Source organism: Mammaliicoccus sp. G-M28, assembly GCF_022386595.1.
Taxonomy (GTDB): domain Bacteria; phylum Bacillota; class Bacilli; order Staphylococcales; family Staphylococcaceae; genus Mammaliicoccus; species Mammaliicoccus fleurettii.
The window spans coordinates 233,814-260,366 of sequence record NZ_JAJNIF010000002.1 but is presented as its reverse complement, the minus strand read 5'-3'; the positions used below and the strand labels follow the sequence as shown (position 1 = coordinate 260,366).

The following is a 26,553-nucleotide window of genomic DNA, read 5'->3' as shown; positions in this document are numbered from 1 at the left end:
ACTTAAGTTTCGGGTGTTTTTTGTATATTAAATTTATTTCATATCTTCTGGATGCATTACATCATCGATTAAACCGTATTCTTTAGCTTCATCAGCTGTTAAGAAGTTATCACGATCTGTGTCTTTTTCAATTTTTTCAATTGGTTGTCCAGTTCTTTCAGATAAAATTTTGTTTAATTTTTCACGAGTACGTAAAATGTGACGAGCTGCGATTTCAATTTCTGTAGCTTGTCCTTGTGCGCCACCTAATGGTTGGTGAATCATCACTTCACTGTTAGGTAATGCGAAACGTTTACCTTTTGCACCAGCTGATAATAGGAATGAACCCATTGATGCTGCCATACCGATACAAATTGTTTGTACATCTGGTTTAATATGTTGAATTGTATCATAAATAGCAAAACCAGCTGTTACACTTCCGCCTGGTGAGTTAATATATAAATAAATGTCTTTCTCAGAATCTTGTGCTTGTAAAAATAACAATTGTGATACGATTGAGTTCGCTACATTGTCATCAATAGCTGATCCTAACATAATAATGCGGTCTTTCAATAAACGTGAGTAAATATCATAAGCGCGTTCCCCACGATTTGTTGTTTCTATAACTGTTGGTATTAAATTCATCAGTTAAATCCTCCTTTGAATATCTTAATGACCATATCATACACTATAAAGTCAAACATGGTCAAAATATATGACCTACTGATGAATATTATAACTTAAATAGCTGATTTATACACAGGAAATTTGCGACAAATGTTGTCAATGTTTGCATAAATGATATAATAGTTTCCGTAATCAACAAGCTGAGTGCAGTGAATTTGAGTGACTTGCATATTAAAATGTTCACATCTTTTTCGAATGATGTTTTCTGCTTGATTAGTGGTCATAATTCTTCACTCCTTATAGTTGATACTACTATTATATTCGTAAGATGTTAAGTGATTATAAATTAATAATTAAGATTTATCTCTCCGTAGTGTAAAGGATAACACGCAAGATTCCGGTTCTTGAAATGGGCGTTCGATTCGTCTCGGGGAGGCTTATTATAACGAAGGATGATTTTATGGATATCAAATTTTATATTGGTTCAAATTGCGGTTTATGTGACGATGCAAAAATACAATTAGATTTTTTCAGAGATGAATATGATCATGAAATTAAAATTGTTACTATTAATATAGAAGAAGATGATACATTACATGAAAAATATATGCTTAGAGTACCAGTAGTTGAGTATAACGGTGTTGTCTTACAAGAAGGAAACGTGGATTTTGTTACATTGATTGAGGCGTATGATGAATTGAAATAAAGAGTAACGCATTTATCTTGCAATCTTATAGTCATGGGTGTATTATAAAACTGTAAACAGATATTATTTTTTTGACCCGCATGGGACGAAAAACGTCTAACCTAGGTTAGATTATGCCCATCTGTTAATCTTAGAGGAGGCGACTTGTTTATGGAAGATTTATTAAAGGTACAACATAGACTCGTTCCTGACTTGATTGACAAGATGTATCGACGCTTTAATATCTTATCGACGATTGAGAAGAAACAACCTATTGGTCGAAGATCGTTAAGTGATGTTATGAATATTACTGAACGGGTATTGAGAACTGAAATTGAAATGTTAAAACAACAAGATTTACTCAGCGTTCAATCAACAGGCATGAAATTGACCGAAACAGGTGAACAAATTCTTTCTTCGTTATCACATTATTTAACACTTTATTCTAGCTTTAATCATATTGAGGATGAAATATTTAATCGATATGGTGTGAAAGCACATATAGTGAGAGGTAATTCGGATTCAGATGAGATGGTTAAAGCAGAAATGGGTAATGTTACAGCAGAACTACTAGAACAGTCATTGTATGATCGAGCTTCAGTTTCAGTAACGGGTGGTTCAACAATGGCTAGAGTTAGTGAGTCATTACATCCATTGAATAAAGACATTTTGTTCACGCCAGCGCGTGGTGGTTTGGGAGAAAACGTAGTATTCCAGGCTAATACAATTTGTGCAAGTATGGCAAATCGAACAGGTGGGTCGTATAAGGTCTTGTATGTTCCTGACCAAGTAAGTGAAAGTTCGTATGAAACGTTGTTGACAGAACCTGCAGTAATAGAGGTGCTTGATGCAATACGTCATTCAGATTTTATAATTCACGGTATTGGTGATGCGCTGAAGATGGCACAAAGAAGAAAAACATCAGAAGAAGTATTAAGCCAATTGAAACATCATCATGCAGTCGGAGAAGCTTTTGGATATTATTTTAATTCCAAAGGTGAAGTCGTACATCGCGTTAAAACAATCGGTTTGCAACTAGAAGATTTAGCAACTAAGACAAATATTTTTGCAGTAGCAGGGGGTGCTTCTAAAGCAGAAGCTATTAAGGCTTATCTTGAGATAGCACCTAAGAATACTATCCTTATAACAGATGAAGGTGCTGCAAAAGCAATGATTAACTTGGAATAAAAGGTTTAATCGCCTTTTTGAAATAACAAATATAAAGGAGGCCATCAATAATGGCAACTAAAGTAGCAATTAATGGATTTGGCAGAATAGGTCGTTTAGCATTTAGAAGATTACAAGAAGTAGAAAACATCGAAGTAGTAGCAATCAACGATTTAACAGATGACGCAATGTTAGCTCATTTATTAAAATATGATTCTACACAAGGCCGTTTCAAAGACGAAGTAGAAGTTATCGAAGGCGGATTCCGCGTAAACGGTAAAGAAATCAAAACTTTCGAAAATCCTAACCCTAAAGAATTACCATGGGGCGATTTAGATATCGACGTAGTATTAGAATGTACTGGTTTCTTCGCTGACAAAGAAAAAGCTTCAGCTCACATCGATGCAGGTGCTAAAAAAGTATTAATTTCAGCTCCAGCTTCAGGCGATTTAAAAACTATCGTTTATAACGTTAACCATGACGAATTAGATGGTTCAGAAGAAATCGTTTCTGGTGCATCTTGTACAACTAACTGTTTAGCTCCAATGGCTAAAGTATTAAATGATCAATACGGTATCGTAGAAGGTTTAATGATGACTATCCACGCATACACTGGTGACCAAAATACTTTAGACGCTCCACATTCTAAAGGTGACTTCCGTCGTGCTCGTGCTGCGGCTCAAAACATCGTACCTAACTCAACTGGTGCTGCTAAAGCTATCGGCTTAGTAATTCCAGAATTAAAAGGTAAATTAGATGGATCAGCTCAACGTGTACCAGTAGCAACTGGTTCAGTAACTGAATTAACTGCAGTATTAGACAAAGAAGTTTCAGTAGAAGAAATCAATGCAGCAATGAAAAATGCTACAAATGATTCATTCGGTTACACTGAAGATGAAATCGTATCTTCTGATATCATTGGTATCACTTACGGTTCATTATTCGATGCAACTCAAACTCGTGTAATGACTGTTGGAGATCGTCAATTAGTTAAAACTGTATCTTGGTATGACAATGAAATGTCTTACACTTCACAATTAGTTCGTACTTTAGAATATTTAGCAGCTCAAGCTAACAAATAATTTAAATAAATGAACTAAATAGGTTATGCTTATAAGTAAGCGGGGAGCACATCGCTTCTCCGCTTATTTTTAATCATGTTGTATTTTCTATTATCTAGAGGAGGAAGACAAATCATGTCAAAGAAGAATGTTAAAGACGTAGATTTAAAAGGTAAAAAAGTACTTGTAAGAGCAGATTTTAATGTACCAATGAAAGATGGTGCAATTACAAACGACAACAGAATCGTTCAAGCGCTTCCTACAATAAAATACATTATCGAGCAAGGCGGTAAAGTAATTTTATTCTCACATTTAGGTAAAGTGAAAACTGAAGAAGACAAAAAAGAATTATCACTTAAACCAGTAGCAGAACGCTTAAGTGAACTATTAAATAAAGAAGTAACATTTGTACCAGAAACACGTGGAGAAAAATTAGAAAATGCTATCGATACATTAGCTGAAGGCGATGTATTAGTATTTGAAAATACACGTTTCGAAGATGTTGATGGTAAAAAAGAATCTAAAAATGATTCTGAGTTAGGTAAATATTGGGCTTCATTAGGTGACGTGTTCATTAATGATGCATTCGGTACAGCTCACCGTGAACATGCTTCAAATGTTGGTATCGCATCTAACATTGAAACAGCATCTGGTTTCTTAATGGATAAAGAAATCAAATTTATCGGTGGCGTTGTAAGTGAACCAGAACGTCCTTTAGTAGCAATTTTAGGTGGAGCGAAAGTTTCAGATAAAATTGGTGTAATTGAAAACTTATTAACTATTGCAGATAAAGTTATTATCGGTGGCGGAATGGCTTATACATTCTTCAAAGCTCAAGGTAAAGAAATAGGATTATCACTTTTAGAAGAAGATAAAGTTGATTTTGCTAAAGAATTACTTGAACGTGCTGGCGACAAAATTATCTTACCAATAGATTGTAAAGTAGCGAAAGAATTTTCAAATGACGCTGAAATTACGGTCGTTTCTGCTGATGAAATTCCAGCTGATCAAGAATCAATGGATATCGGTCCTAAATCAGTTGAATTGTTTAGTGAAGCATTAGAAGGTGCAAACACAGTAGTATGGAACGGACCTATGGGTGTGTTTGAATTAAGTAACTTTGCTAAAGGTACAATTGGTGTATGTAAAGCAATTGCTAGCTTAGAAAATGCAACAACAATTATCGGTGGTGGAGATTCTGCAGCAGCTGCTATGGACTTAGGATTTGCTGATGACTTTTCACACATTTCAACAGGTGGCGGAGCTTCTCTAGAATACTTAGAAGGTAAAGAACTACCTGGCATCGTAGCTATTTCTGAAAAATAATCATAAAAGGAGTTTTTATATCATGAGAAAACCAATTATCGCAGGTAACTGGAAAATGAATAAAACAGTTCAAGAAGCAAAAGATTTTGTTAATGAACTACCAGCATTACCAGATACTAACGAGGTAGATTCAGTAATTTGTGCACCAACTTTACAATTAGATGCACTTGTTAATTTAACTAAAGAAGGCGTAGCACAAGGCTTACAAATTGGTGCTCAAAATGCATACTTTGAAGATAATGGTGCATTCACTGGTGAAACTTCTCCAGCAGCACTTGAAGATTTAGGCGTTAAATATGTAGTATTAGGACATTCTGAACGTCGTGAATACTTCGGTGAAACTGACGAAGATGTTAATAAAAAAGCATTAGCAGTATTTTCTCATAATATGACACCAATCATTTGTGTTGGTGAAACATTAGAAGAAAGAGAAGCTGGTAAAGCTGAATCAGTAGTAGGCGGTCAAGTAGAAGCGGCACTTAAAGGATTTTCTAAAGATCAAGTAAAATCTACAGTAATCGCTTATGAACCTATTTGGGCAATTGGTACTGGTAAATCTTCTACTTCAGAAGATGCAAACCAAATGTGTGCACACGTACGTAACGTTGTAGCAGGAGCTTTCTCTCCAGAAGAAGCAGATGCTTTACGTGTTCAATACGGCGGTAGTGTTAAACCAGAAAATATTAAAGAATATATGGCTCAATCAGATATCGATGGCGCATTAGTTGGCGGCGCTTCATTAAAAGTTGATTCATTCGTTGCATTATTAGAGGGTGCTAAATAATGGCTAAACAACCAACAGCGCTTATCATTCTTGACGGTTTTGCTAATCGTGAAGAAGAGCATGGTAATGCGGTAAAACAAGCCAACAAACCAAATTTTGATAGATATTACAACAAATATCCACATAATGAATTATCTGCATGTGGCTTAGATGTTGGTCTACCAGAAGGACAAATGGGTAATTCTGAAGTAGGTCATTTAAATATTGGTGCTGGTAGAGTCGTATACCAAAGTTTAACAAGAATAAATAAATCGATTGAAGATGGCGATTTCTTTGAAATTGAAGAATTAAAAGCAGCGATGAACCATGTCGTTAAAAATGATTCTACATTACATTTAATGGGTCTATTATCTGATGGCGGTGTACACAGCCACTATAAACATTTATTTGCACTTTTAGAATTAGCGAAAAAACAAGGCGTTAAAAAATTATATGTACACGGTTTTCTTGATGGACGTGACGTTGATCAAAAATCTGCTCTTAAATTTATTGAAGAAACAGAAGATAAATTTAAAGAAATAGGTATCGGTCAATTCGCTTCAATTTCTGGTCGTTATTATGCAATGGACAGAGATAATCGTTGGGATCGTGAAGAAAAAGCTTATGATGCTATGTCTAATGGTGAAGGTCCTGTCTTCAAAACTGCCATTGAAGGTGTAGAATCAAATTATAAAGAAGGTTTAACAGATGAATTCGTCGTGCCATTTATCGTTAAAGACGAAGAAAAAAATGTTGAAAACACTGGTGTTAACAGCCATGATTCAATGATATTCTTTAACTTCCGTCCTGATAGAGCGGCTCAACTTAGTCAAGTTTATACAAATGAGAAATTCGAAGGTTTCGAACTTAAACGTAAACTAGAAGATTTATACTTTGTAACATTCACAAACTACAGTGACGATGTATTCGCTGAAGTTGCATTTAAACCAGTTGATATTAAAAATACTATCGGTGAAGTTGCTGAAAAGCATAACTTAAACCAACTTAGAATTGCAGAAACTGAAAAATTCCCTCATGTAACATACTTTATGAGTGGTGGTAATCATTCAGAGTTTAAAGGTGAACGTCGCGTTCTTATCGACTCACCAAAAGTTGCAACTTATGACTTGAAACCTGAAATGAGTGCTTACGAAGTTAAAGATGCATTAATTGGTGAATTAGATAAAGGTGATTTAGATTTAATTATCTTAAACTTTGCTAATCCTGATATGGTAGGACATAGTGGTATGCTTGAACCTACTATCAAAGCAATTGAAGCAGTCGATGAATGTTTAGGTGAAGTAGTAGATAAGATTTTATCAATGAATGGTACAGCTATCATTACAGCAGACCATGGTAACTCTGATGAAGTGTTAACAGATAGTGAATCACCTATGACAACTCATACAACAAACCCTGTTCCTGTTATAGTTACAAAAGAAGGGGTAGAAGTTAGAAGTGGTGGTCGTCTTGCTGACTTAGCACCAACACTACTAGACTTACTTGGAGTAGAACAACCAGAAGATATGACTGGAAAAACATTAATTAAATAATAATCAATTAACATTATAAAGGAGTTTTAATTATGCCAATTATTACAGATATTTATGCACGCGAAGTTTTAGATTCACGTGGTAATCCAACAGTAGAAGTAGAAGTATTAACTGAAAGTGGGGCTTTTGGTAGAGCATTAGTACCATCAGGAGCTTCAACAGGTGAATACGAAGCAGTAGAATTACGTGACGGAGACAAAGAACGTTATTTAGGTAAAGGTGTTCTTAAAGCTGTAGAAAACGTTAACGAAATCATTGCACCAGAAATTATTGAAGGTGAATTCTCAGTATTAGAACAAGTTTCTATCGATAAATTAATGATCGCTTTAGATGGTACACCTAACAAAGCTAAATTTGGTGCTAATGCTATCCTTGGTGTTTCTATGGCTGTAGCTCGTGCTGCATCTGATTTCTTAGGACAACCTTTATATAAATATCTTGGTGGATTCAATGGTGTTCAATTACCAGTTCCAATGATGAACATTGTAAACGGTGGTTCTCACTCAGACGCACCAATCGCATTCCAAGAATTCATGATTTTACCAGTTGGAGCTCCAACATTTAAAGAAGCTTTACGTTGGGGAGCAGAAATCTTCCATAACTTAGCTAAAATCTTAAAATCTCGTGGATTAGTAACTGCAGTAGGTGACGAAGGTGGTTTCGCTCCTAAATTTGAAGGTACTGAAGATGGCGTTGAAACAATATTAGAAGCTATTAAAGCTGTTGGTTTAGAGCCAGGTAAAGATGTATTCTTAGGATTTGACTGTGCAGCTTCAGAATTCTTCGAAAATGGCGTTTATGACTACGCTAAATTTGAAGGTGAAAACGGTGCTAAACGTTCTTCAGAAGAACAAGTAGACTTCTTAGAAGAATTAGTTAACAAATACCCAATTATCACTATTGAAGATGGTATGGACGAAAACGATTGGGACGGATGGAAAATCCTTACTGAACGTATCGGCGACCGTGTACAATTAGTAGGTGACGACTTATTCGTTACTAACACTGAAAAATTATCTGAAGGTATCGAAAAAGGTATCGGTAACTCAATCTTAATTAAAGTTAACCAAATCGGTACATTAACAGAAACATTCGAAGCAATCGAAATGGCTCAAAAAGCTGGTTACACTGCAGTAATCTCACACCGTTCAGGTGAAACAGAAGATACTACAATTTCTGATATCGCAGTAGCAACAAACGCTGGTCAAATCAAAACAGGTTCTTTATCAAGAACTGACCGTATTGCTAAATACAACCAATTATTACGTATCGAAGACGAATTATTTGAAACAGGTAAATTTGAAGGAATCAAAGCTTTCTATAACTTATCAAAATAATTGAGCATATAAAATGATTTATAAAGAGCACAAAAGGTGTAGACTCACCTTTTGTGCTTTTTTATTTTGAATAAATAAAGTGAGGTCGCCCGTGAACTTATCAAGACATGGCAAACATGATAAATAGAGAGGCTGAATATTGCAAGACATGGCAAACATGATAAATAGAGAGGCTGAATATTGCAAGACGAGGCAAACATGATAAATAGAAGGCGTGAATATTGCAAGACATGGCAAACATGATAAATAGAGAGGCTGAATATTGCAAGACATGGCAAACATGATAAATAGAGCGCCCAAATTTATCAAGACTCGCACAACATGATAAATTCATCCTTACTTCACTACACAAAAATACATTAACTCACGACAAATTCTTTAACGCTTTAAACCAGCAACATTTTGTCGTTTCATTCCATATCAAAATGTTCTATAATAGAGACAATGAATTTTTTAGGAGGATCATAGATGACTATTAATTTAAAAAGTGCTAAATCACCATGGTCTAGTTTAGATGGAGTAGAAGCATTAACACTTCATCCTATCAACCAATCTTTTAATAAAGAAGTAATTATTCCAGGAAGTAAAAGTGTAACTAATCGTGCTTTTATATTAGCAGGATTTAGTAATGGCACTTCAAAATTATCTGGATACTTAAAAAGTGATGATACGTATTGGTGTATGGAATCATTGAAAAAATTAGGTGCTACTTTCGAATTTATCGAAGATGAGATTCATATAACAGGAATTAATCATGCAGAATTGCCAGATAAGCAGCAAATATTTATTGGTTCTGCTGGTACTACTGCGAGATTCTTACCAGGTATATTAGGTACACAAGAAAAAAGTGAAATTACAGTTACTTCAACTGAACAATTAGCAGTAAGACCTCATCAAACACTTCATGAAGCATTACAACAACTTGGAGTAGAGGTTAAATATCTTGAAGAAGAAGGTCAATTACCTATTACTATAAAAGGTACAGCACAAACAGGTGGAAAAGTTTCAATTGCTGGTAACCAATCGAGTCAATTTATTAGTGGATTATTAATGGCTGCTCCTTTATTTAATCGTCCAACTGAAATAGAATTAACTACTAATATTGTTCAAAGTGCTTACGTTGATATAACAATTGAGATGATGCACCAATTTGGAATTAATGTTGATGTCTCAGATGACTATAAACATATGAAAGTTGAACAAGGTCAATATCAACCAGCTACATTACCTTTAGAAGCTGATTTATCAACTGCTTGCTATTTTATGGCGTTGGCTGCATTAAATAAATCAACAATTAAAATTAATCATTTAAACATGGAAAGTCATCAACCTGATTTAGAAGTTGTAGATATTCTTGAGAGAATGGGCGCAACTGTTGAAAAAGGTTCTGACTACGTCGTGATTTCTGGTCCTGAACAATTAAAAGGTCATTTAACGATAGATATGAATGCATGTTCTGACCAAGCTTTAACCATTGGTACGTTAGCTGCTTTTGCTGATGGTCCAATTACGATTACAGGAGTTGAGCATATTCGTCATCATGAATGTAATCGTGTTTCAGCATTAACTGAAAGTCTTTCTAAATTAGGTATCGATGTAGTTGAACATCAAGATGGATGGACTATCACGCCAGGTCAAATTGAAGCAGCGACTTTAGACACATTTGACGATCATCGAGTAGCTATGTCACTAAGTTTAGTTGGTACTAAAATTGATGGAGTTAAGTTGCTAGACCCATCATGTGTTTCTAAGACTTGTCCTACTTATTTTGAAATGTTAAAATCATTAGGTATTTCAGTTGAGTATAATTAACGAAAACTTGAGTGAATAATGTAAATATGCTATAATTCTACTGTTATAATAGACAGGAGGACCGAGTCCATGCATACATTTTTAATCGTCTTATTAATCATCGTTTGTATTGCATTGATTACCGTCGTGTTACTTCAAGAAGGTAAGAGTACTGGATTATCTGGTGCAATTAGTGGCGGAGCAGAACAATTATTTGGAAAACAAAAACAACGTGGAGTAGATTTATTTTTACACAGAGTTACAATTATTTTATCAATTTTATTTTTCTTATTAATGTTAGCAATAACTTACTTTAAAATGTAGTGGTCCGACTGTCTTGTCGGACTTTTTTGTTTGTTTACAAGTAAAAAAACGATACAATAGAACTAGATTATGTTAAAGGAAGGTCGATCATGAGAATTCAATTACCTAAACCTTTCTTCTTTGAAGAAGGAAAGAGAGCAGTTCTACTTTTACATGGATTCACAGGTAATTCATCAGATGTTAGACAACTAGGACGATACTTACAGAAAAAAGGATATACATCATATGCACCACACTATGAAGGTCATGGTAGACCTCCCGAAGAGATACTAGAATCAAGCCCATATGTATGGTTTAAAGATTGTCTAGATGCCTATGATTTCTTGGAAGAAAAAGGTTATACTGAAATAGCAGTAGCCGGACTTTCACTAGGTGGCGTTTTTAGTTTAAAATTAAGTTTAAAAAGAGATGTAAAAGGTATTATAACAATGTGTTCCCCTATGTTTATAAAAACAGAAGGCACAATGTTTGAAGGTGTATTAGAATACGCTAGAGAATTTAAGAAGTATGAAGGAAAAACACCTGAACAAATTGAACAGGAAATGAAACATTTTCATCCAACAAATACTTTGACTGAATTGCAAGATACAATTCAAGGTGTAAGAGATCAAGTTGATGAAGTGTTTGATCCTTTATTTGTCGTTCAAGGTAGACAAGATGAAATGATTAATCCTGATTCAGCTAATATTATTTACAATGAATCATCATCAGATGATAAAAATATTAAATGGTATGAAGAATCTGGTCATGTTATAACAATCGGACAAGAAAAAGAAAAAGTATTCGAAGACGTGTATCAGTTCTTAGAATCATTAGATTGGTCCGAATAAGACATCATAATATAAACGAGAAAGGAGGCCCACTATGAATCTAAGAGAAGAAGTTGAAGAAATCATCAATGATAAAGAATACAGTCCAATGACAGTAAGTGAATTTCAAGACGTAATGGGACTCAATAATGCTGATTCATTTAAAGAATTAATTAAAGTTCTAGTTGATTTAGAACAAACGGGTCAACTAGAAAGAACAAAGACGGATAGATATAAGAAGACAAGAGATAAATCAGATCTTGTTAAAGGTACATTGAGTCAACATAAGAAAGGTTTTGCATTTTTAAGACCTGAAGATGATACAATCGAGGATATTTTCATACCACCTAACCAAATTAATAAAGCAATGGATGGTGATGAAGTATTAGTAGAAGTTGTGCCATCTCGTGGTGACCATAAAGGTAAAATAGAAGGAAGAGTTAAAGCAATTACAACTCGTAATATTACGCAAGTAGTAGGTACATATACTGAAGCTAAGCATTTTGGCTTCGTATTACCAGATGATAAGCGTATAACTCAAGATATCTTTATTCCTAAAGGTAAAAATCTTGGTGCGATTGAAGGTCATAAAGTATTAGTAGAAATAACTGAATATGCTGATGGTTCACATAATCCTGAAGGGCATGTGAAGGCGATTCTTGGTCATAAAAATGATCCAGGTGTTGATATATTATCTATAATTTATCAACATGGTATCAATATTGAGTTTCCTGATAGTGTTATTGCAGAAGCTAAAAATGTACCCGATCAAATTAAACCTGATGAAATAAAAGATAGACGTGATTTAAGAGACGAACTGACAATCACAATTGATGGTGCAGATGCTAAAGACTTAGATGATGCTGTATCTATTAAAGCGCTTGATAATGGTTTAACAGAGCTTACGGTTAGTATTGCTGACGTCAGTTATTATGTGACTGAAAATAGTGAATTAGATAATGAAGCTTACGATAGAGCAACAAGTGTTTATCTTGTAGATAGAGTTATTCCAATGATTCCACATAGATTGAGTAATGGTATATGTTCATTAAACCCTAATGAAGATAGACTAACTTTAAGCTGTAGAATGGAAATTAACCAACAAGGTGAAGTGGTAAGTCATGATATTTTTGAAAGTGTGATCCACTCTGATTATAGAATGACTTATACGGATGTAAATTCTATTATTGAAAATGAAGATCAAGATATCCGAAATCAATATGCTGAAATTACACCAATGCTTGATTTAGCTCAACAATTATCACAACAATTAATCGCTAAACGTAAAAGACGTGGTGAAATTGATTTTGATATTAAAGAAGCACAAGTATTAGTAGATGAAGATGGTATACCAACTGACATTAAAGTAAGAGAAAGAAATGATGCTGAAAGATTAATCGAAAGCTTTATGTTATCTGCTAACGAAACAATCGCTGAGCATTTTAGTAAACTTGAAGTACCATTTATCTATCGTGTCCATGAAAATCCTAAAGCAGAAAGATTAAATAAGTTCTTTGAATTTATTGCTAATTTTGGTCTTGCTGTTAAAGGATCAAGTGAAGATATTCATCCATCAACATTACAAAAAATTGTTCAAGAAGTTGCTGGCCAAAAAGAAGAAATGGTTATTTCTACATTAATGTTAAGAAGTATGCAACAAGCTAGATACAGTGAAGATAATTTAGGACACTTTGGTTTGTCAGCTGATTATTATACACATTTCACATCACCAATTAGAAGATATCCTGACTTAATCGTCCATAGATTAATACGTAAATATTTAATCGATAAGTCTATGAATAGTAAAAATATTAGACATTGGGAAGAAGTGTTACCTAATATAGCTGAACATACATCTAAACGTGAAAGAAGAGCAATTGATGCAGAACGCGATACAGACGACTTGAAGAAATCAGAATACATGATACAACATGTAGGAGAAGTATTCACAGGTATTATAAGTTCTGTTGCTAACTTTGGTATGTTCGTTGAATTAGAGAACACAATAGAAGGTATGGTACACATCTCTAACTTAACAGATGACTATTATAATTTTGATGAGAAGAACATGGCTATTATAGGTGAACGCCAAGCTAAAGTATTTAGAATTGGTGACAAAGTGGAAGTTAAAGTAATTAACGTTAACGTTGATGAAAGAATGATAGATTTCCAAGTTGTAGGTATGCCAATAGCTGAAAAAAATAGAGAACGATTGGCGAGAGAAAAAACAATCAAAGCCAAAAAACGTACTACATCTAAAGAAGGTGACAAGCCTAATCATCATAAAAAAGGCAGAGCAAAAGGTAAACAAGGCGGTAGACAAGATAACAAAGACAAAAAGCCTTATTACAAAGCTAAAAATGTAAAAAATAAAGCAAGAGGCAAGAAAAAATAGAAAGTAGGTGATGGATGTGCCAAAAGTTCAAAGCAAACCATTAGCGCAAAATCGTAAAGCAAGCCATGATTATACAATAGAAGATACGGTTGAAGCGGGAATTGTCCTTCAAGGTACTGAAATCAAATCCATTCGCCGAGGTAGTGCAAACTTAAAAGATTCATACGCACGTGTTTACAACGGAGAAATGTACGTATACAACATGCATATTGCACCGTACGAAGAAGGAAATAGATTTAACCATGATCCATTGAGAAATCGTAAATTACTTTTAAAAAGAAAAGAAATCGATAAACTCTTTGGTATTACAAGAGAAAAAGGGTATGCATTAATACCACTTAAGCTCTACATTAAACACGGTTACTGTAAAGTGCTTTTAGGAGTAGCAAAAGGTAAGCGTGACTATGATAAACGACATGCTTTGAAAGAAAAAGAAGCAAAACGTGACGTTGAAAGAGCAATGAAACAAAGATATTAAATAATTTTATTGATAAATCAATAAAAAATTGTTAAGATTAAATATACTTCTGCTAAAAAGAAGTATATTTCTTATTGAGGGGACGTTACGGATTCGACAGGGGTCCCCGAGCTTATGAAGCGTGTCGGAGGGTTGTCTTCGTCATCAACACAACAGTTATAATAACTGGCAAACAACAAAACTTAGCAGTAGCTGCGTAATAGCACTCTGCATCACCTAACAGCATCGCCTATGTGCTGTTAACGTGATTCAACTTTAAGTAGGATACGCTCGTCACTGCCGTTTGAAGTCTGACGAGAAGAGATTAATCAAACTAGCGTTGTAATAGGGTGTCAGCCCCCTGATACAACGCGAAACAATAAAGACTTGACTACACACGTAGAAACATTTGTATCAGGATCTCTGGACGCGGGTTCAACTCCCGCCGTCTCCATATCAAAATGCTTAGCCACAACGGCTAAGCATTTTTTGTTTTAAATTGATACCTATTTCAAATATCAATGCTGTACATAATCGATATTGTTTATTTGGATTTTTATTAGACTATTTTCGTATTATCATAAAACGAACTTTAAATCAGTAGTATGAATTTTTGATGAACTAATTATAGTTTTTATTTCATAGAAATATTACAGCTTTTTTATGTTAAAATTAAAAAATATAATTTGAGAGGAGAGTTTGTATTGATACTTGAAGGAGCGATGTTACAAGTTAAAAAGAATATGGAACCTGAGTTCGAAGAATCTTTCAGAGAGGCATCTAGTATTATTAGTTCCATGAAAGGCTATAGAAATCATTCGTTAAATAAGTGTTTTGAAGAAGAAAATAAGTATTTGTTATTGGTAGAATGGGAAACATTAGAAGATCATACAATAGGCTTTCGTGATTCTGAGGAATATAAAAAGTGGAAGTCTTTATTGCATCATTATTATGAACCTTTTCCAATAGTTGAACATTTTTACAAAATAGAAATTTAAGAGATTTAATAGATTATTTGTACTAAAAATTTTTATGGTTTTGGAACTAGTATAAATTAAATTATACGAATATTCAGTAAATCAAACTAAGATAAATTTTTTAAAATAGTGGGTGGTTGTAATGAATGGTGCTATGCATCATATAGAAATATATGTAGAAGATATAAATAAAACTCGAAATTTTTATGAATGGTTATTACCTGAGTTAGGTTATAAGCTATACCAAGATTGGGAAAATGGTTTTAGTTTTAAATTAGATAAAACTTATATTGTTTTTGTAGAAGCCGAAGAAGAGTATAAAAAATATGGTTACCATAGAAAAAGAATAGGATTAAATCACATAGCTTTCAGTGTTTCAAATAGAAATAAAGTAGATTATATAAGTAATATTTTATTAGAGAACGGCATGAATATTTTGTATGAAGATAAACACCCATATGCTGGCGGTAAAAATCATTATGCTGTTTACTTCGAAGACCCAAATAGAATTAAGCTAGAAATCGTTAGTGAGGAGTGAATATTTCATGATTCAATCTATAAATCACGTTACCTATTCTGTATCAGATATTAATCAATCTATTGTTTTTTATAAAGATATTTTGAAAGCTAAAATTTTAGTAGAGAGTGATAAAACAGCTTATTTCACTATAGGTGGCCTGTGGTTAGCGCTTAATGAAGAAAAAGATATACCTAGAAATGAAATTCAATACTCATATACACATATGGCATTTACAATTGGTGAAAGTGAATTTGATGAATGGTATCAGTGGTTAAAATATAACAACGTTAATATATTAGAAGGACATAATAGAGATGTAAGAGATAAACAATCAATATACTTCACTGATCCAGACGGTCACAAATTAGAATTACATACAGGTACATTAAAAGATAGGTTAGACTATTATAAAGAAGAAAAGCCACATATGAAATTTTATATGTAAGGAGGTTATATTATGACAATTGAAGCAAGGTTATTTGAAGAAAATGATTTAAATAAGATAAATGAATCTTTACCGTTTATGTAGTTTTCTTTATCACCATTAAATTTAACAAATAATGCTTCTTTTAAATTGGAATATTGTTTTGCGACATCTGGATGTTCAATTAAGTATGCTTTGAATGCGAGATGTCTATTTATATCGAACTGATTATAAATATCGAATGTATGAACATGAAAAAGCCTTTCTTTTGTAACTTTATCACTTTTTGTAAAGTATCTTCTGTTTTTAATACCAAATTCACCAAGCACTTCATAATCAATGTTCTCAAAGTATGAATTATACTGGTCAACTTTGTTTATATCTTTAACAACAGGCAAAATATCGATAATAGGTTTAGCCTTTATACCCGGAATAGCTGTGCTACCAATATGGTAAATATCAACTAAGTCTTTGCCAAAAATTTGGCTAATCTTGTTAGCTTCTTTAGCGTAAATGTTAGCCAAATTTGAATTATGTGGTTCAATCGTGATTTTCATAGATTGTTCAACTCCTCAATATATTTAATTATAGTACCATTACACTAAATAAATATTCTAGTTTATAGTTTAAATAAGCTGTAGATTATTTATCAAAAAGTAATAAAATTACTTTTATAAGATTATTAGGAATAATTTAAATGAATGATGAATGTCTAAGACACATATAAAAAGAGATTTTTAGAATGAAGAAGTAATAACTGAAGAGCGAACTATACAACAGCCAACATTAGAACAACCTAAAGTCGGTAATGATAGCCAGCAAAATCAATTCAAACAACGTGACCTACAACATCTTCACAACAAAAGTAATGAAAGAGAGGGTGATTACAGCACTCTCTTTTTTTAAAATATAAAATAACTAGTAAAAAGTTAAGAGCAATTTAATTTTGTACTATCATTTTACTACTTTTGTGATATGATATGTTTAATTATCATAAATGGAGGATAGAAAATTGAAAAAAATTATGTTGTTAATAATGGTGGCGGGATTATTTTTAGTAGGTTGCAATAGTTCGAACATTGAAAGAAAAGCTGAGTCGAATGATAACAAAAAGCATAAATCAACACACAGTAAACGTAAGGCAAATGAGCAAATGAAGACATTTAAAGTGGGAGAAGTTGTTGATGCAGACGGTGTTGATATAATAGTAACCAAAGTTGAATTTAATAATGATTATGATGAATATAGTGCTCCTGAAAATGGACAAGCGCTTAAAGTTTCATTTAAATTTAAAAATCATAATGATGACCAAGTTCTAGTTGATAATTCTGCATTTACGATGAAATCGAAACAAGAAAACTTTCAAGAGTGGTTTGGAACAGATGATAATCATGCAGGATTCTCTCATTTATTAAATAAAGGGAATATAGGTACAGGGTATATATATTATGATGTTCCAGATTCTCAAAGATATACGCTAGAGATGGATTTTGTGCCTTTATTCGATACGGTACGTGGTAAATGGGAAATTAGGAAATCTGATATTAAAGGGAATAGTAATACAAATTCAAGTACAAGTACAAATGAAACAACAAATGAAATGAAGGAAACAGAAGATGATAGTGAGGATTATCCTTATACTGCTGAGGAGTACAATTATTTAGTCGATGAATATAATTCTTTAACAGAAGGAGAAAAAATGAATCGTGTAAGTCGTGGTGTTACAAATAAAGAGTATAATGACTTATTAGAGAGAATTGAGAAAGAATATGACCGATTAGGCGATGAAGCAGATAAAGAATATGAGGATTTTTTGAAAGAACAAGAAAAAATAGACGCTGAGTATGAAGAAGAAATGCGTAAAGAAGAAGAACGTCAAGCAAAAGAAGACGCAGCATATGAAAAAGAACAAGCAGAAGAAGATGCAGCATATGAAGAAGAAATGCGTAAAGAAGAAGAACGCCAATCGATAGAAGATGCAGCATATGAAGAAGAAATGCGTAAAGAAGAAGAACGCCAATCGATAGAAGATGCAGCATATGAAGAAGAAATGCGTAAAGAAGAAGAGCGCCAAGCAAAAGAAGATGCAGAATTCGAAGAAAAAATGAAGGCTTTAGATGAAGAATAGTTACATATTAATATTATAATTAAAAAGGTTTATAAATATAAAAATAAGACACCTTCCAAACTCTTTATAATCTGGATGGGTGTCTTATTTATTTTTGCTTAAATATCAATATTCACTACATAATTGGTGGGCTGTTTTTTTGTTATGATACAAGTGATTAAATTTTAAACTCAAAGATAATATCAATTTTTTTACAAATCAAGTTCCATCATAAAACCATCATTTGTTATTTCAAACTTATTTTTAGCATAAAATTTAGATGCTGATTCTCCACCAGTAATAAGAAAAATTTTATTTATTTTTTCTTGCTTCATCTCATCTATAATAAAATTCATGAGTTGTTTTCCGATGCCAAATCCTTGTTGATTAGGTATAACATTAAATTCATCAATAAAAAATTGATTAAAGTTATTAAAATAATAGTCAATACGACCTATACACATTGCTATTATTGTATCCTCGTTTTCGATAACATATCCTCTTGAATTAAAACCACTCATTGTCGCTTCAATTCTAAGTAATGCTTCTTGATCAGTCCATTTATTATGCCAAGGTGGACCTGCATATGCTGAAACTAAATTTTTAGCACAATCATTATAATCTTCAGTATTTATTTTTCTAAAGTGTATAATTAACCTCCTTTATTAAAAACCTATATTTAGTTTAGCTTATTTTATAACTACAATACAATCCATGTTTATTTCACAAAAAATATAAAAACGAATAAGCTGTTGGGATATAGTGTAAAAAGGATATTAAAAATGACCATAAAAAATTACCATAATTCATAGATGTTGTCTATTGAGATAATTGTGACGATATATGCAGTTAACTATAACTTTTATAATGAATATCTAATCAGTTGTTATAAAAATTGAAAATATGCATAGAATCAAGTGAATATTTAAGCTTTCGCTAATAGACAAAAATTGGTTATGTAGATAAAATATTAAAGTGAGCAAGTTGGATAAATGGTGGCTAATCTCATGACAATGGGGTGATGCTTATGAAATATGGTTGAGCTCCAAGAAAGGTGCAACATTGACTGATTATGAGATATTAATGATTGTCATTTCAATCATTGGTATAGTGCTAATTAGTAAAAATGACCATAAAAAATAACCATCTCTAACTTTGACAGAGTTCGATGGTTATTTAATAACTATTCAATAAAGTCACCGTCTTTTTAACGGGCTCGTGAGGGCGAGGCATGTAAGTGCATCGCCCTTTTATATTATAAAATTACCATAATTCATAGATGTTGTCTATTGAGATAATTGTGACGATAAATGCATTTAACTATAACTTTTATAAAGAATATCTAATCAGTTGTTATAAAAATTGAAAATATGCATAGAATCAAGTGAATATTTAAGCTTTTCGCTATTAGACAAAAATTGGTAATGTAGATAAAATATTAAAGTGAGCAAGTTGGATAAATGGTGGCTAATCTCATGACAATGGGGTGATGCTTATGAAATATGGTTGAGCTCCAAGAAAGGTGCAACATTGACTGATTATGAGATATTAATGGTTGTCATTTCAATCATTGGTATAGTGCTAATTAGTAAAAATGACCATAAAAAATAACCATCTCTAACTTTAGCAGGTTTTGATGGTTATTTTTTATAATTCTATCAACAAAGCTACCGTCTTTTTAACGGGCTCGTGAGGGCGATGCATGTAAGTGCATCGTCCTTTTATACTATAAAATTACCATAATTTATATTCGTTGTCTAATCATAATAAATTTCATTGATTTACCTTTGATTTGGCTATTATGTATATAAAGTTGGAGTGAAAGACTATGGAGAGAAATATATTCAAATGACAGTGCTGAAAGTAGGTGAATTTAAGTTGAAAATCTTATTAACTTAATAAACCAAATGTTATAATATATTAGAAATAGATGTAACTATAGGTAACTAATTGTTGCATTTGGTAGTATATCTTAGTAAATAAGATATGTTATTGAGGAGGGAATCACTATGGATGTTATTTGGTCGAAGGACAATAAATTAGAAAAAATAAAATGGTTAGAAGACGAAAATAGTATAAACGATATGTCCTCACTGCAAATCCAGAAATTTTTATTTTTTTCTGAAATGTTTAATAGAGAAACCAACCAAAATTATGATTTATATAAGTTAAAAGCTTATAAAAAAGGTCCAGTTTTTAGTGATGTGTATGGTGACTACACATACAGAAAAGATAAACTATTAGAAGAGGTAAGTAAAAAAGATATTAGTTTTTCTGAACAAGAAATCGAAAATATGAGAAGAGCCAAAATCTTAACATTAATTCATAATAATCAAGACTTATCTAATTTAACTCATAAATTCGATTTATGGAAATCAAAAGAAGAACGACTTCATTCTGGAGAAAGAGAAATAAAAATTCAGGAAAATGATATTACATTACATGATTCAAAGCTGTTTAATCAATTATATAATTATGTAGATACTTTAAAAGAATATAAAATAGTCAAAGTTAATGATAAAGTGTTTTTATTTAAAGAAAACGAAAAGGATTTATTAGAAGATCATATGTTAGAAACGCTAGAAAAAATTAGTGAAGATTCATCGTTAATAAATCCAGTGTATGTAGACATTGAGGATGGTGTATTGGTAGTTGATTAATGCAAGAAAGGTGAATTGTTATATAGCTCTCAATCCTTGTGGTTGAGGGCTTTTTATTTTTTGCCCCAGTATTGCCTCATCAGAGAAACAAGTCATTATCAAACTATAGTGTATAATGTAAATTAATGTGTACTTATAGAGTTCGATTAGTTTATAATCAAATTAATCATGTTAAATACATTTAAGGGAGAAAATGAATGAAAAAATTAATTGTTTTATTCTTTTCATCAATGTTAGTGCTAGCGGCATGTGGTCAGAAAGAAGATAGTTCATCTAATGATAATAATGAAGAGAATAAGCAAGATAACAAGCAAAAGGAAGATTATAAAAAAGAAAATGCTAATAAGTCGGCATCTAATACTGAAGAACAATCAACAGAAGAAGTTACGACTGATGAACAACAGTCGTCAGAAGAAGAAAATAAAAATTTGAATTATAAAAATGTTACTGATAGAGATACGTTAGTTAAAATATTATATGGTGACTACACTGAAGAACAAAAAGTTATTGCATACAATAGCGCAGTGAGTAATGATGTTATACCACAAGGAAATGTATTAGAGGGACCTGCAAGTGCTGCATATGAAAGTTCGTTAAGAGTGGAAAGTGGTGAAGAAAAATCTATTTACGATGAATTACCTGATGATAATCAACCTTCTGATGAAATAGTTGATAGATCGAATGTTATGGATTTTGTTGAGGATTACGAAGGTGAAACTTTGGATACTGATTCTTACACATTTAAAGAACCTGAGCATAGAGATGATGGTAGTTGGGGATTTGCTTACTATACTAAAGATGGTGAACTTGCGGGTTCTTACATTGTGAACGAGTATGGTATGGTTAGTAAATTTGATGAAGATGGAATTGAAGAATAAAAAAACCTCACTTAGCGTGAGGTTTTTTGACTATATTGGTGAATATATAGTAATCGCATTTTCAACTAATTATTCTACAAATGAACCTTCTCTGTTGAATAATAATATCTTTCTTTTTTGGGATGGATAAATATAGCCATAATGATCAGAATACCTATTTTACCTATTATCATTAAAAGGATTAGTACGATTTTAGATATTGTTGTTAAATCTGCTGTAATGCCTGTTGATAGTCCGACTGTACCGAATGCTGATATTGTTTCAAATAATATTTGTGACATGCTGAATTTTGGGTTTTGAATCGATATGATAAATGTTGTGATTAATACTAAAATACTTGATAAAAAGCCAATTGTGATTGCTTTATTAATTTGTTCGTTGATAATACTTTTCTTAAATATATGAGGATGTTTTTGGCTTTTTAATTGTGAGTATATATATACTAATATGATTGTAAAGGTCGTGACTTTTATTCCGCCACCTGTACTCATGGGACCTGCACCTATGAACATCAACATATCGAATATTAAAAGGGTGGAATCATGTAATTGTCCAATATCTACAGTATTAAAACCAGCTGTTCGTGTTGAAACGGATTGAAATACTGATTTATATATTTGTACAATCCAGTTATCGTTTTTTAATGTATTATTTAATTCTAATAACCAAAATGATAGGGACCCGATAATAATTAATATTCCTGTAGTAGTTAGCACGATTTTTGAATGTAATTTTAATTTAGTTATTCTTTTTGATTGCCATAAATCTAATATAACGATATATCCAATACCTCCTATGATGATTAACAATGGAACGATAACGTTTACTATTAAATTATCGCTATATGGAATCAGACTTTTAGAAAATAGTGAGAATCCTGCATTATTAAATGATGAAATTGATGTGAATATGCTAATGAATCCACCTTTTGCTATGCCGTGGTCAGGGATAAATACTGCGGATAATATGATTGCACCAATTAATTCTACTATTAAACTAAAAATGACTAATCGCATCGTTATTTTTAAGAGACCAGAATCATTATCCTCGCTCCATGTATATAATAATAATTCTCTGTTTTTAAAAGAGATATTTTTTCTTGTTAAAATCAATATAAAAATGGTTAATGTAACAATACCTAAGCCGCCTATTTGTATTAATAATAAGATAACTAGATAACCTAAATCATTGAATTGGCTAGGTATATCCACTGTTGAAAGGCCGGTTACTGTAAAAGCACTTGTAGCAACAAAGAAAGCATCTATAAAGTGGATAGATTTTCTTCCTGTTATCGGTAAATAAAGCAATATGGAGCCAACAATTGTTGTAGTCAAAAAGAGTGTAAGATAAAGTATCGTTAATTTAGATATAGTGTTCATGTTATATCACCTTTTATATGAGATAAATTGATATTAATCCTATATAACAAGAAAGGCAATTATAAAGTTGAAATTATTAATTCGATCAAACAAAAAATCTCTCAATCATTACGGTTGAGAGATTTTCTTACTTATTATATTTGTTGAAAACTTATATTTTTTCATCTGAAAAACAGTTCACTTAAAAATTTTAATATAGCAAATAGGGTTAATAGTACACCAAACGAAAATAGAAAAATGTTAAAAATACTTTTTCCTTCCCATATTATTACTAGCAATCCTACTATGGTTATTATAATGCCACATAATAAGTACATATTTCCTCCGATTGTTTCTTCTAAATATTTCAAATTTATTTATTATTAATATTTTATCATAAGTATTATAAGCATAACGATTACAAACCATTATTGACAGTGTTATTTTTTTATTATATCATTTAAGTAATTACTTAAATGATTAAATGATTTCACAAGAAAAAGGTGTGGTTTATGAAAGATATTTTTAAAGCTTTGTCGGATGAAACTAGAAGAGAAATATTGGAGATGTTAAAGGATACTAAAATGACTGCAAGTGATATTTCAAGTCATTTTGATATGAGTCAACCGAGCGTATCTCAGCATCTAAAAATACTTAGACTGAATGACTTAATTTATTCTGAAAGACAAGGAAAGTACATTTATTATCATTTGAATTTATCTGTTTTTGATGAAGTAATTAAATGGGTGATTCAGTTTAAAAAGTAAAAGAGAGGAATTTTGGAATGAAAGAGATATTAAAACAAACGAAATTCAATTTATACATCATTGGTCTTACGATAATTACTTGGATAATTGCATTGCCATTTTTACCAACTTCTATACCTATGCAATATAGTGCAAATGGTGAGGTGAATTGGTCTGCTAATCGATTTGTTGCATGTATCGTGATGATTACTATTATGATTTTTTGTTATGTTGTAACGAATTTAAAAATATTTAAAGATAAAGAACAAAATAAATTCTCAAATATGGCTTCTTTGAATGATCTGCTGAATACTAGTGCACAAGGTATTATGTATGTGATTTCATTAATTATTATTTTTAATGGTTTAGGTTACAATATTTCTGCTAATTTTGTGGTACCTGTACTTATAGGACTGCTATTAATTATTATTGGTAACTATTTACCTAAAATACCTAAAAACAATACTCTAGGTATAAAAAACAAGTGGACTAAGGCAAGTGAATTTGTGTGGAAGAAAACACATCGTTTTACTGCTATCGTTTATATAGTAGTAGGTTTACTTATGTTTATATTTGGTCTACTCAATATTATCACCTCAGCTATTACAATTACTTTAGTAGTTATACTTATTCTTGTACCATTTCTCTATTCATGGTACACATATCAAAATACTGTAAAGAATTAACAATCAATTACATAGTGGGTGGATATAAGGGCAACTTGCTACAGCAGGTTGCCCTTATTGCACAATTATAATACTATTGTTTTATAATTGTTATTACATAAATTTGATAATATAAAGGGTGATCGAATGGTTCGTGTATTTATTGGGATTGTTGTTATATTTAATGCTTTGTTAGTAATACTTGGTGTTAGTTTTGATATATATACTTCAAATTTAGGGGTTAGAGATGTTTTTTATGATTCTTTAATGGGTAAATTTAGACATCAGAATAAAGCAGGTACCACAATTGGTCTTGGCATGTCCTATTTATCACTGATATCTTTATTTCTTATTGCTTCAATCAAAAATTGGAATAAAGGGATGAAAGTGGGTATACCTTCATTAATTTTCTTTTTAGTTACGATGATAATTGTTTTTGTTCAAGTGTTAAGAGGGCTGAAATTTGTAATTGAATTTATTTTTACTAGAATGATTATCTAATCTGTGGAGGTATTTATGAGAAAAAAATATAAGAAGAATAAAGAGAACAATTTTAGTTTTTGGGATTTTTTTGAAGGATTCTTTATAATTTGGGATTTGATTAAAGGTGCAGTTTTTATTATTCCAAGGATGTTTGGATGGGCTATAAAATTACTTTTTAAAATATTTGATTAAAAACATCGTAAAGGTGTTTTTATTTTTTTGCACATAGATTGTAAATATAATCCTTTTTTTATTAAATTAAGCGATATTTTAAAATATTAATATTAATTTCTGGAAAATTTGGTATTATTAAAATAATGATGACTTAATTAGGAGAGAAAATAATGAAAAAGGGTTTGTTATGGTTTGTAAGTATTATTATCGTGATGATTATCATAGGTGGTTGCAGTGAAGATAATACGGAAAATGACCAAGTTAGTAAAGAAAATGAAAAGTTAAAAAGTGAACAGAAAAAATTAGAAGAAACAAATAAACGTCTTGAAGATAAAGTGAAAAAATCTGAAGAGAAAAATGAATCAGATAAGAAAGAACAAGTTAAAGAAGAGGAAACAGTAGAAAGTTCAGAAGAGAAAGTTGAAGTAGAACAAACTGAAAGTACTTCTACTGATATAAAGAAAGAAGAACAAAAGTCATATACGCCAGGTACAACTGATAGAATACCAGTTGAGCTTGCATCAACAGTTGATGGGGATACGGCTAAGTTTATTTATAATGGCAGCAAAGAATCATTTAGATTTTTGTTAATTGATACACCTGAAACGAAGCATCCTCGAATCGGGAAACAACCTTTTGGGCAAGAAGCTTCAGATAGAACGAAAGAATTACTCACTAATGCAAATAAAATTGAAGTCGAATTTGATGTAGGTGGCGAGCAAGATAAGTATCAACGATATTTAGCATACATATATGTTGATGGCGAAATGGTTAATGAAATATTAGTTAAAGAAGGTTTAGCAAAAGTAGCATATGTTTATCCACCTAGTACACGTTATTTAAATCAGTTAGAAAGTGCACAAGAAATAGCTAAAGAACAAAAATTAGGTGTTTGGAGTCTTGGAAGTGCGTTTGAAGAAGATCATTCTTCTGAACAATCAACATCAAGTACATCAGATGTTCAAAGCGAACCTGAGACAACGACGGAAACACCAAGTGTAGAAAGTAATAGTGGTAGTGAATCTTATCCAAACTGTACAGCACTTAGAAAAGTATATCCAAACGGCGTACCAAGCACACATCCAGCATACGACTCGAAACATGATAGAGACAGCGATAACTTTGCATGTGAAGCAAGTTAATAAATAAACACCCTCAAGAGTCTGAGATAAATTTATTATCTCAGGCTCTTATCATTGTATTGGTATTATATGTATTAACTATTTTGAGTTCATGTTATTTCGTGAACTGTCATTTTATAAATGGTACAATTGATTTTAAATCATT

General features: G+C 31.8%; 27 protein-coding genes and 1 other RNA gene. 24 read left to right on the top strand and 4 right to left on the bottom strand.

From position 1 onward, the window contains the following. Positions 1-33: 33 nt before the first annotated feature. Complete coding sequence (gene clpP, locus LQ609_RS03150; RefSeq protein ID WP_078357407.1) at positions 34-624, bottom strand: ATP-dependent Clp endopeptidase proteolytic subunit ClpP; 591 nt, start codon at positions 622-624, stop codon at positions 34-36. A 442-nt stretch (positions 625-1,066) separates the two neighbouring features. Between clpP and LQ609_RS03145 the strand changes: the two genes are divergently transcribed. From LQ609_RS03145 to fosB, 16 genes are all read left to right on the top strand, one after another. Then, positions 1,067-1,312 carry a glutaredoxin family protein gene (locus tag LQ609_RS03145; protein WP_078357408.1) on the top strand — a complete coding sequence of 82 codons (246 nt, stop codon included), beginning with the start codon at positions 1,067-1,069 and terminating at the stop codon, positions 1,310-1,312. Positions 1,313-1,462: 150 nt separating this feature from the next. Continuing rightward, a complete protein-coding gene (locus tag LQ609_RS03140; protein ID WP_078357409.1) occupies positions 1,463-2,479 on the top strand; it encodes a sugar-binding transcriptional regulator in 1,017 nt (338 codons plus the stop codon). Between the two features lie 50 nt (positions 2,480-2,529). Then, entirely contained in the window at positions 2,530-3,540 is a 1,011-nt protein-coding gene (gene gap, locus LQ609_RS03135) for a type I glyceraldehyde-3-phosphate dehydrogenase (protein ID WP_078357410.1), read from the top strand. A gap of 114 nt (positions 3,541-3,654) precedes the next feature. Beyond that, positions 3,655-4,845: a phosphoglycerate kinase gene (locus tag LQ609_RS03130; RefSeq protein WP_107508974.1), complete on the top strand. Its 1,191-nt coding sequence runs from the start codon at positions 3,655-3,657 to the stop codon at positions 4,843-4,845. Positions 4,846-4,867: 22 nt separating this feature from the next. Beyond that, positions 4,868-5,629, top strand: a complete 762-nt coding sequence (gene tpiA, locus LQ609_RS03125; RefSeq protein ID WP_208144071.1) for a triose-phosphate isomerase — start codon at positions 4,868-4,870, stop codon at positions 5,627-5,629. Then, a complete protein-coding gene (gpmI, locus tag LQ609_RS03120; protein WP_078357413.1) occupies positions 5,629-7,161 on the top strand; it encodes a 2,3-bisphosphoglycerate-independent phosphoglycerate mutase in 1,533 nt (510 codons plus the stop codon). Before tpiA ends, gpmI begins: the two co-directional genes overlap by 1 nt. Before the next feature lie 32 nt (positions 7,162-7,193). Further along, positions 7,194-8,498: a phosphopyruvate hydratase gene (eno, locus tag LQ609_RS03115; protein WP_078357414.1), complete on the top strand. Its 1,305-nt coding sequence runs from the start codon at positions 7,194-7,196 to the stop codon at positions 8,496-8,498. 468 nt (positions 8,499-8,966) lie between these two features. Further along, positions 8,967-10,310: a 3-phosphoshikimate 1-carboxyvinyltransferase gene (aroA, locus tag LQ609_RS03110; protein WP_239734310.1), complete on the top strand. Its 1,344-nt coding sequence runs from the start codon at positions 8,967-8,969 to the stop codon at positions 10,308-10,310. Between the two features lie 69 nt (positions 10,311-10,379). Then, positions 10,380-10,613 carry a preprotein translocase subunit SecG gene (gene secG, locus LQ609_RS03105; RefSeq protein WP_078357416.1) on the top strand — a complete coding sequence of 78 codons (234 nt, stop codon included), beginning with the start codon at positions 10,380-10,382 and terminating at the stop codon, positions 10,611-10,613. 89 nt (positions 10,614-10,702) lie between these two features. Next, complete coding sequence (locus LQ609_RS03100) at positions 10,703-11,443, top strand: alpha/beta hydrolase (RefSeq protein WP_078357417.1); 741 nt, start codon at positions 10,703-10,705, stop codon at positions 11,441-11,443. A 34-nt stretch (positions 11,444-11,477) separates the two neighbouring features. Beyond that, the gene (rnr, locus tag LQ609_RS03095) at positions 11,478-13,817 is read left to right on the top strand and encodes a ribonuclease R (protein WP_119634271.1); all 2,340 of its coding nucleotides are present in this window, start codon (positions 11,478-11,480) and stop codon (positions 13,815-13,817) included. A gap of 10 nt (positions 13,818-13,827) precedes the next feature. Next, positions 13,828-14,295: an SsrA-binding protein SmpB gene (smpB, locus tag LQ609_RS03090; protein WP_078358599.1), complete on the top strand. Its 468-nt coding sequence runs from the start codon at positions 13,828-13,830 to the stop codon at positions 14,293-14,295. 78 nt (positions 14,296-14,373) lie between these two features. Next, positions 14,374-14,731: a transfer-messenger RNA gene (ssrA, locus tag LQ609_RS03085) on the top strand. A gap of 247 nt (positions 14,732-14,978) precedes the next feature. Continuing rightward, positions 14,979-15,272 (top strand): antibiotic biosynthesis monooxygenase family protein, encoded by a 294-nt coding sequence (locus LQ609_RS03080; RefSeq protein ID WP_239734309.1) that lies wholly within the window; start codon positions 14,979-14,981, stop codon positions 15,270-15,272. A gap of 121 nt (positions 15,273-15,393) precedes the next feature. Further along, positions 15,394-15,789 carry a VOC family protein gene (locus LQ609_RS03075; protein ID WP_239734308.1) on the top strand — a complete coding sequence of 132 codons (396 nt, stop codon included), beginning with the start codon at positions 15,394-15,396 and terminating at the stop codon, positions 15,787-15,789. 7 nt (positions 15,790-15,796) lie between these two features. Continuing rightward, a complete protein-coding gene (fosB, locus tag LQ609_RS03070) occupies positions 15,797-16,216 on the top strand; it encodes a FosB/FosD family fosfomycin resistance bacillithiol transferase (RefSeq protein WP_239734307.1) in 420 nt (139 codons plus the stop codon). Between the two features lie 5 nt (positions 16,217-16,221). Here the strand turns inward: fosB and LQ609_RS03065 are convergent, their stop codons facing one another. After that, the gene (locus tag LQ609_RS03065; protein WP_239734306.1) at positions 16,222-16,752 is read right to left on the bottom strand and encodes a GrpB family protein; all 531 of its coding nucleotides are present in this window, start codon (positions 16,750-16,752) and stop codon (positions 16,222-16,224) included. Positions 16,753-17,207: 455 nt separating this feature from the next. On the opposite strand from LQ609_RS03065, the gene LQ609_RS03060 reads away from it, so the two are divergent. Beyond that, a complete protein-coding gene (locus tag LQ609_RS03060; protein ID WP_239734305.1) occupies positions 17,208-18,323 on the top strand; it encodes a DUF4352 domain-containing protein in 1,116 nt (371 codons plus the stop codon). 191 nt (positions 18,324-18,514) lie between these two features. Here LQ609_RS03060 and LQ609_RS03055 read toward each other — a convergent pair whose 3' ends face one another. Then, the gene (locus LQ609_RS03055; protein ID WP_338125662.1) at positions 18,515-18,937 is read right to left on the bottom strand and encodes a GNAT family N-acetyltransferase; all 423 of its coding nucleotides are present in this window, start codon (positions 18,935-18,937) and stop codon (positions 18,515-18,517) included. A 1,374-nt stretch (positions 18,938-20,311) separates the two neighbouring features. Here LQ609_RS03055 and LQ609_RS03050 point away from each other — a divergent pair. Further along, complete coding sequence (locus LQ609_RS03050; RefSeq protein ID WP_239734303.1) at positions 20,312-20,962, top strand: hypothetical protein; 651 nt, start codon at positions 20,312-20,314, stop codon at positions 20,960-20,962. 197 nt (positions 20,963-21,159) lie between these two features. Continuing rightward, the gene (locus LQ609_RS03045; protein ID WP_239734302.1) at positions 21,160-21,840 is read left to right on the top strand and encodes a hypothetical protein; all 681 of its coding nucleotides are present in this window, start codon (positions 21,160-21,162) and stop codon (positions 21,838-21,840) included. Positions 21,841-21,914: 74 nt separating this feature from the next. Here LQ609_RS03045 and LQ609_RS03040 read toward each other — a convergent pair whose 3' ends face one another. Beyond that, the gene (locus tag LQ609_RS03040; protein WP_239734301.1) at positions 21,915-23,219 is read right to left on the bottom strand and encodes a TrkH family potassium uptake protein; all 1,305 of its coding nucleotides are present in this window, start codon (positions 23,217-23,219) and stop codon (positions 21,915-21,917) included. A gap of 491 nt (positions 23,220-23,710) precedes the next feature. On the opposite strand from LQ609_RS03040, the gene LQ609_RS03035 reads away from it, so the two are divergent. The 5 genes from LQ609_RS03035 (at position 23,711) to LQ609_RS03015 (ending at position 26,408) form a co-directional block, all read left to right on the top strand. Next, positions 23,711-23,965 (top strand): autorepressor SdpR family transcription factor, encoded by a 255-nt coding sequence (locus LQ609_RS03035; protein ID WP_239734300.1) that lies wholly within the window; start codon positions 23,711-23,713, stop codon positions 23,963-23,965. A 17-nt stretch (positions 23,966-23,982) separates the two neighbouring features. After that, positions 23,983-24,630 (top strand): SdpI family protein, encoded by a 648-nt coding sequence (locus LQ609_RS03030; protein WP_239734299.1) that lies wholly within the window; start codon positions 23,983-23,985, stop codon positions 24,628-24,630. A gap of 87 nt (positions 24,631-24,717) precedes the next feature. Beyond that, the gene (locus LQ609_RS03025) at positions 24,718-25,110 is read left to right on the top strand and encodes a hypothetical protein (protein ID WP_239734298.1); all 393 of its coding nucleotides are present in this window, start codon (positions 24,718-24,720) and stop codon (positions 25,108-25,110) included. A 15-nt stretch (positions 25,111-25,125) separates the two neighbouring features. Beyond that, positions 25,126-25,284 carry a hypothetical protein gene (locus LQ609_RS03020; RefSeq protein ID WP_157946484.1) on the top strand — a complete coding sequence of 53 codons (159 nt, stop codon included), beginning with the start codon at positions 25,126-25,128 and terminating at the stop codon, positions 25,282-25,284. A gap of 152 nt (positions 25,285-25,436) precedes the next feature. Then, positions 25,437-26,408, top strand: coding sequence for a thermonuclease family protein (locus LQ609_RS03015; protein ID WP_238418528.1), 972 nt, complete (start codon positions 25,437-25,439; stop codon positions 26,406-26,408). Positions 26,409-26,553 lie beyond the last annotated feature (145 nt).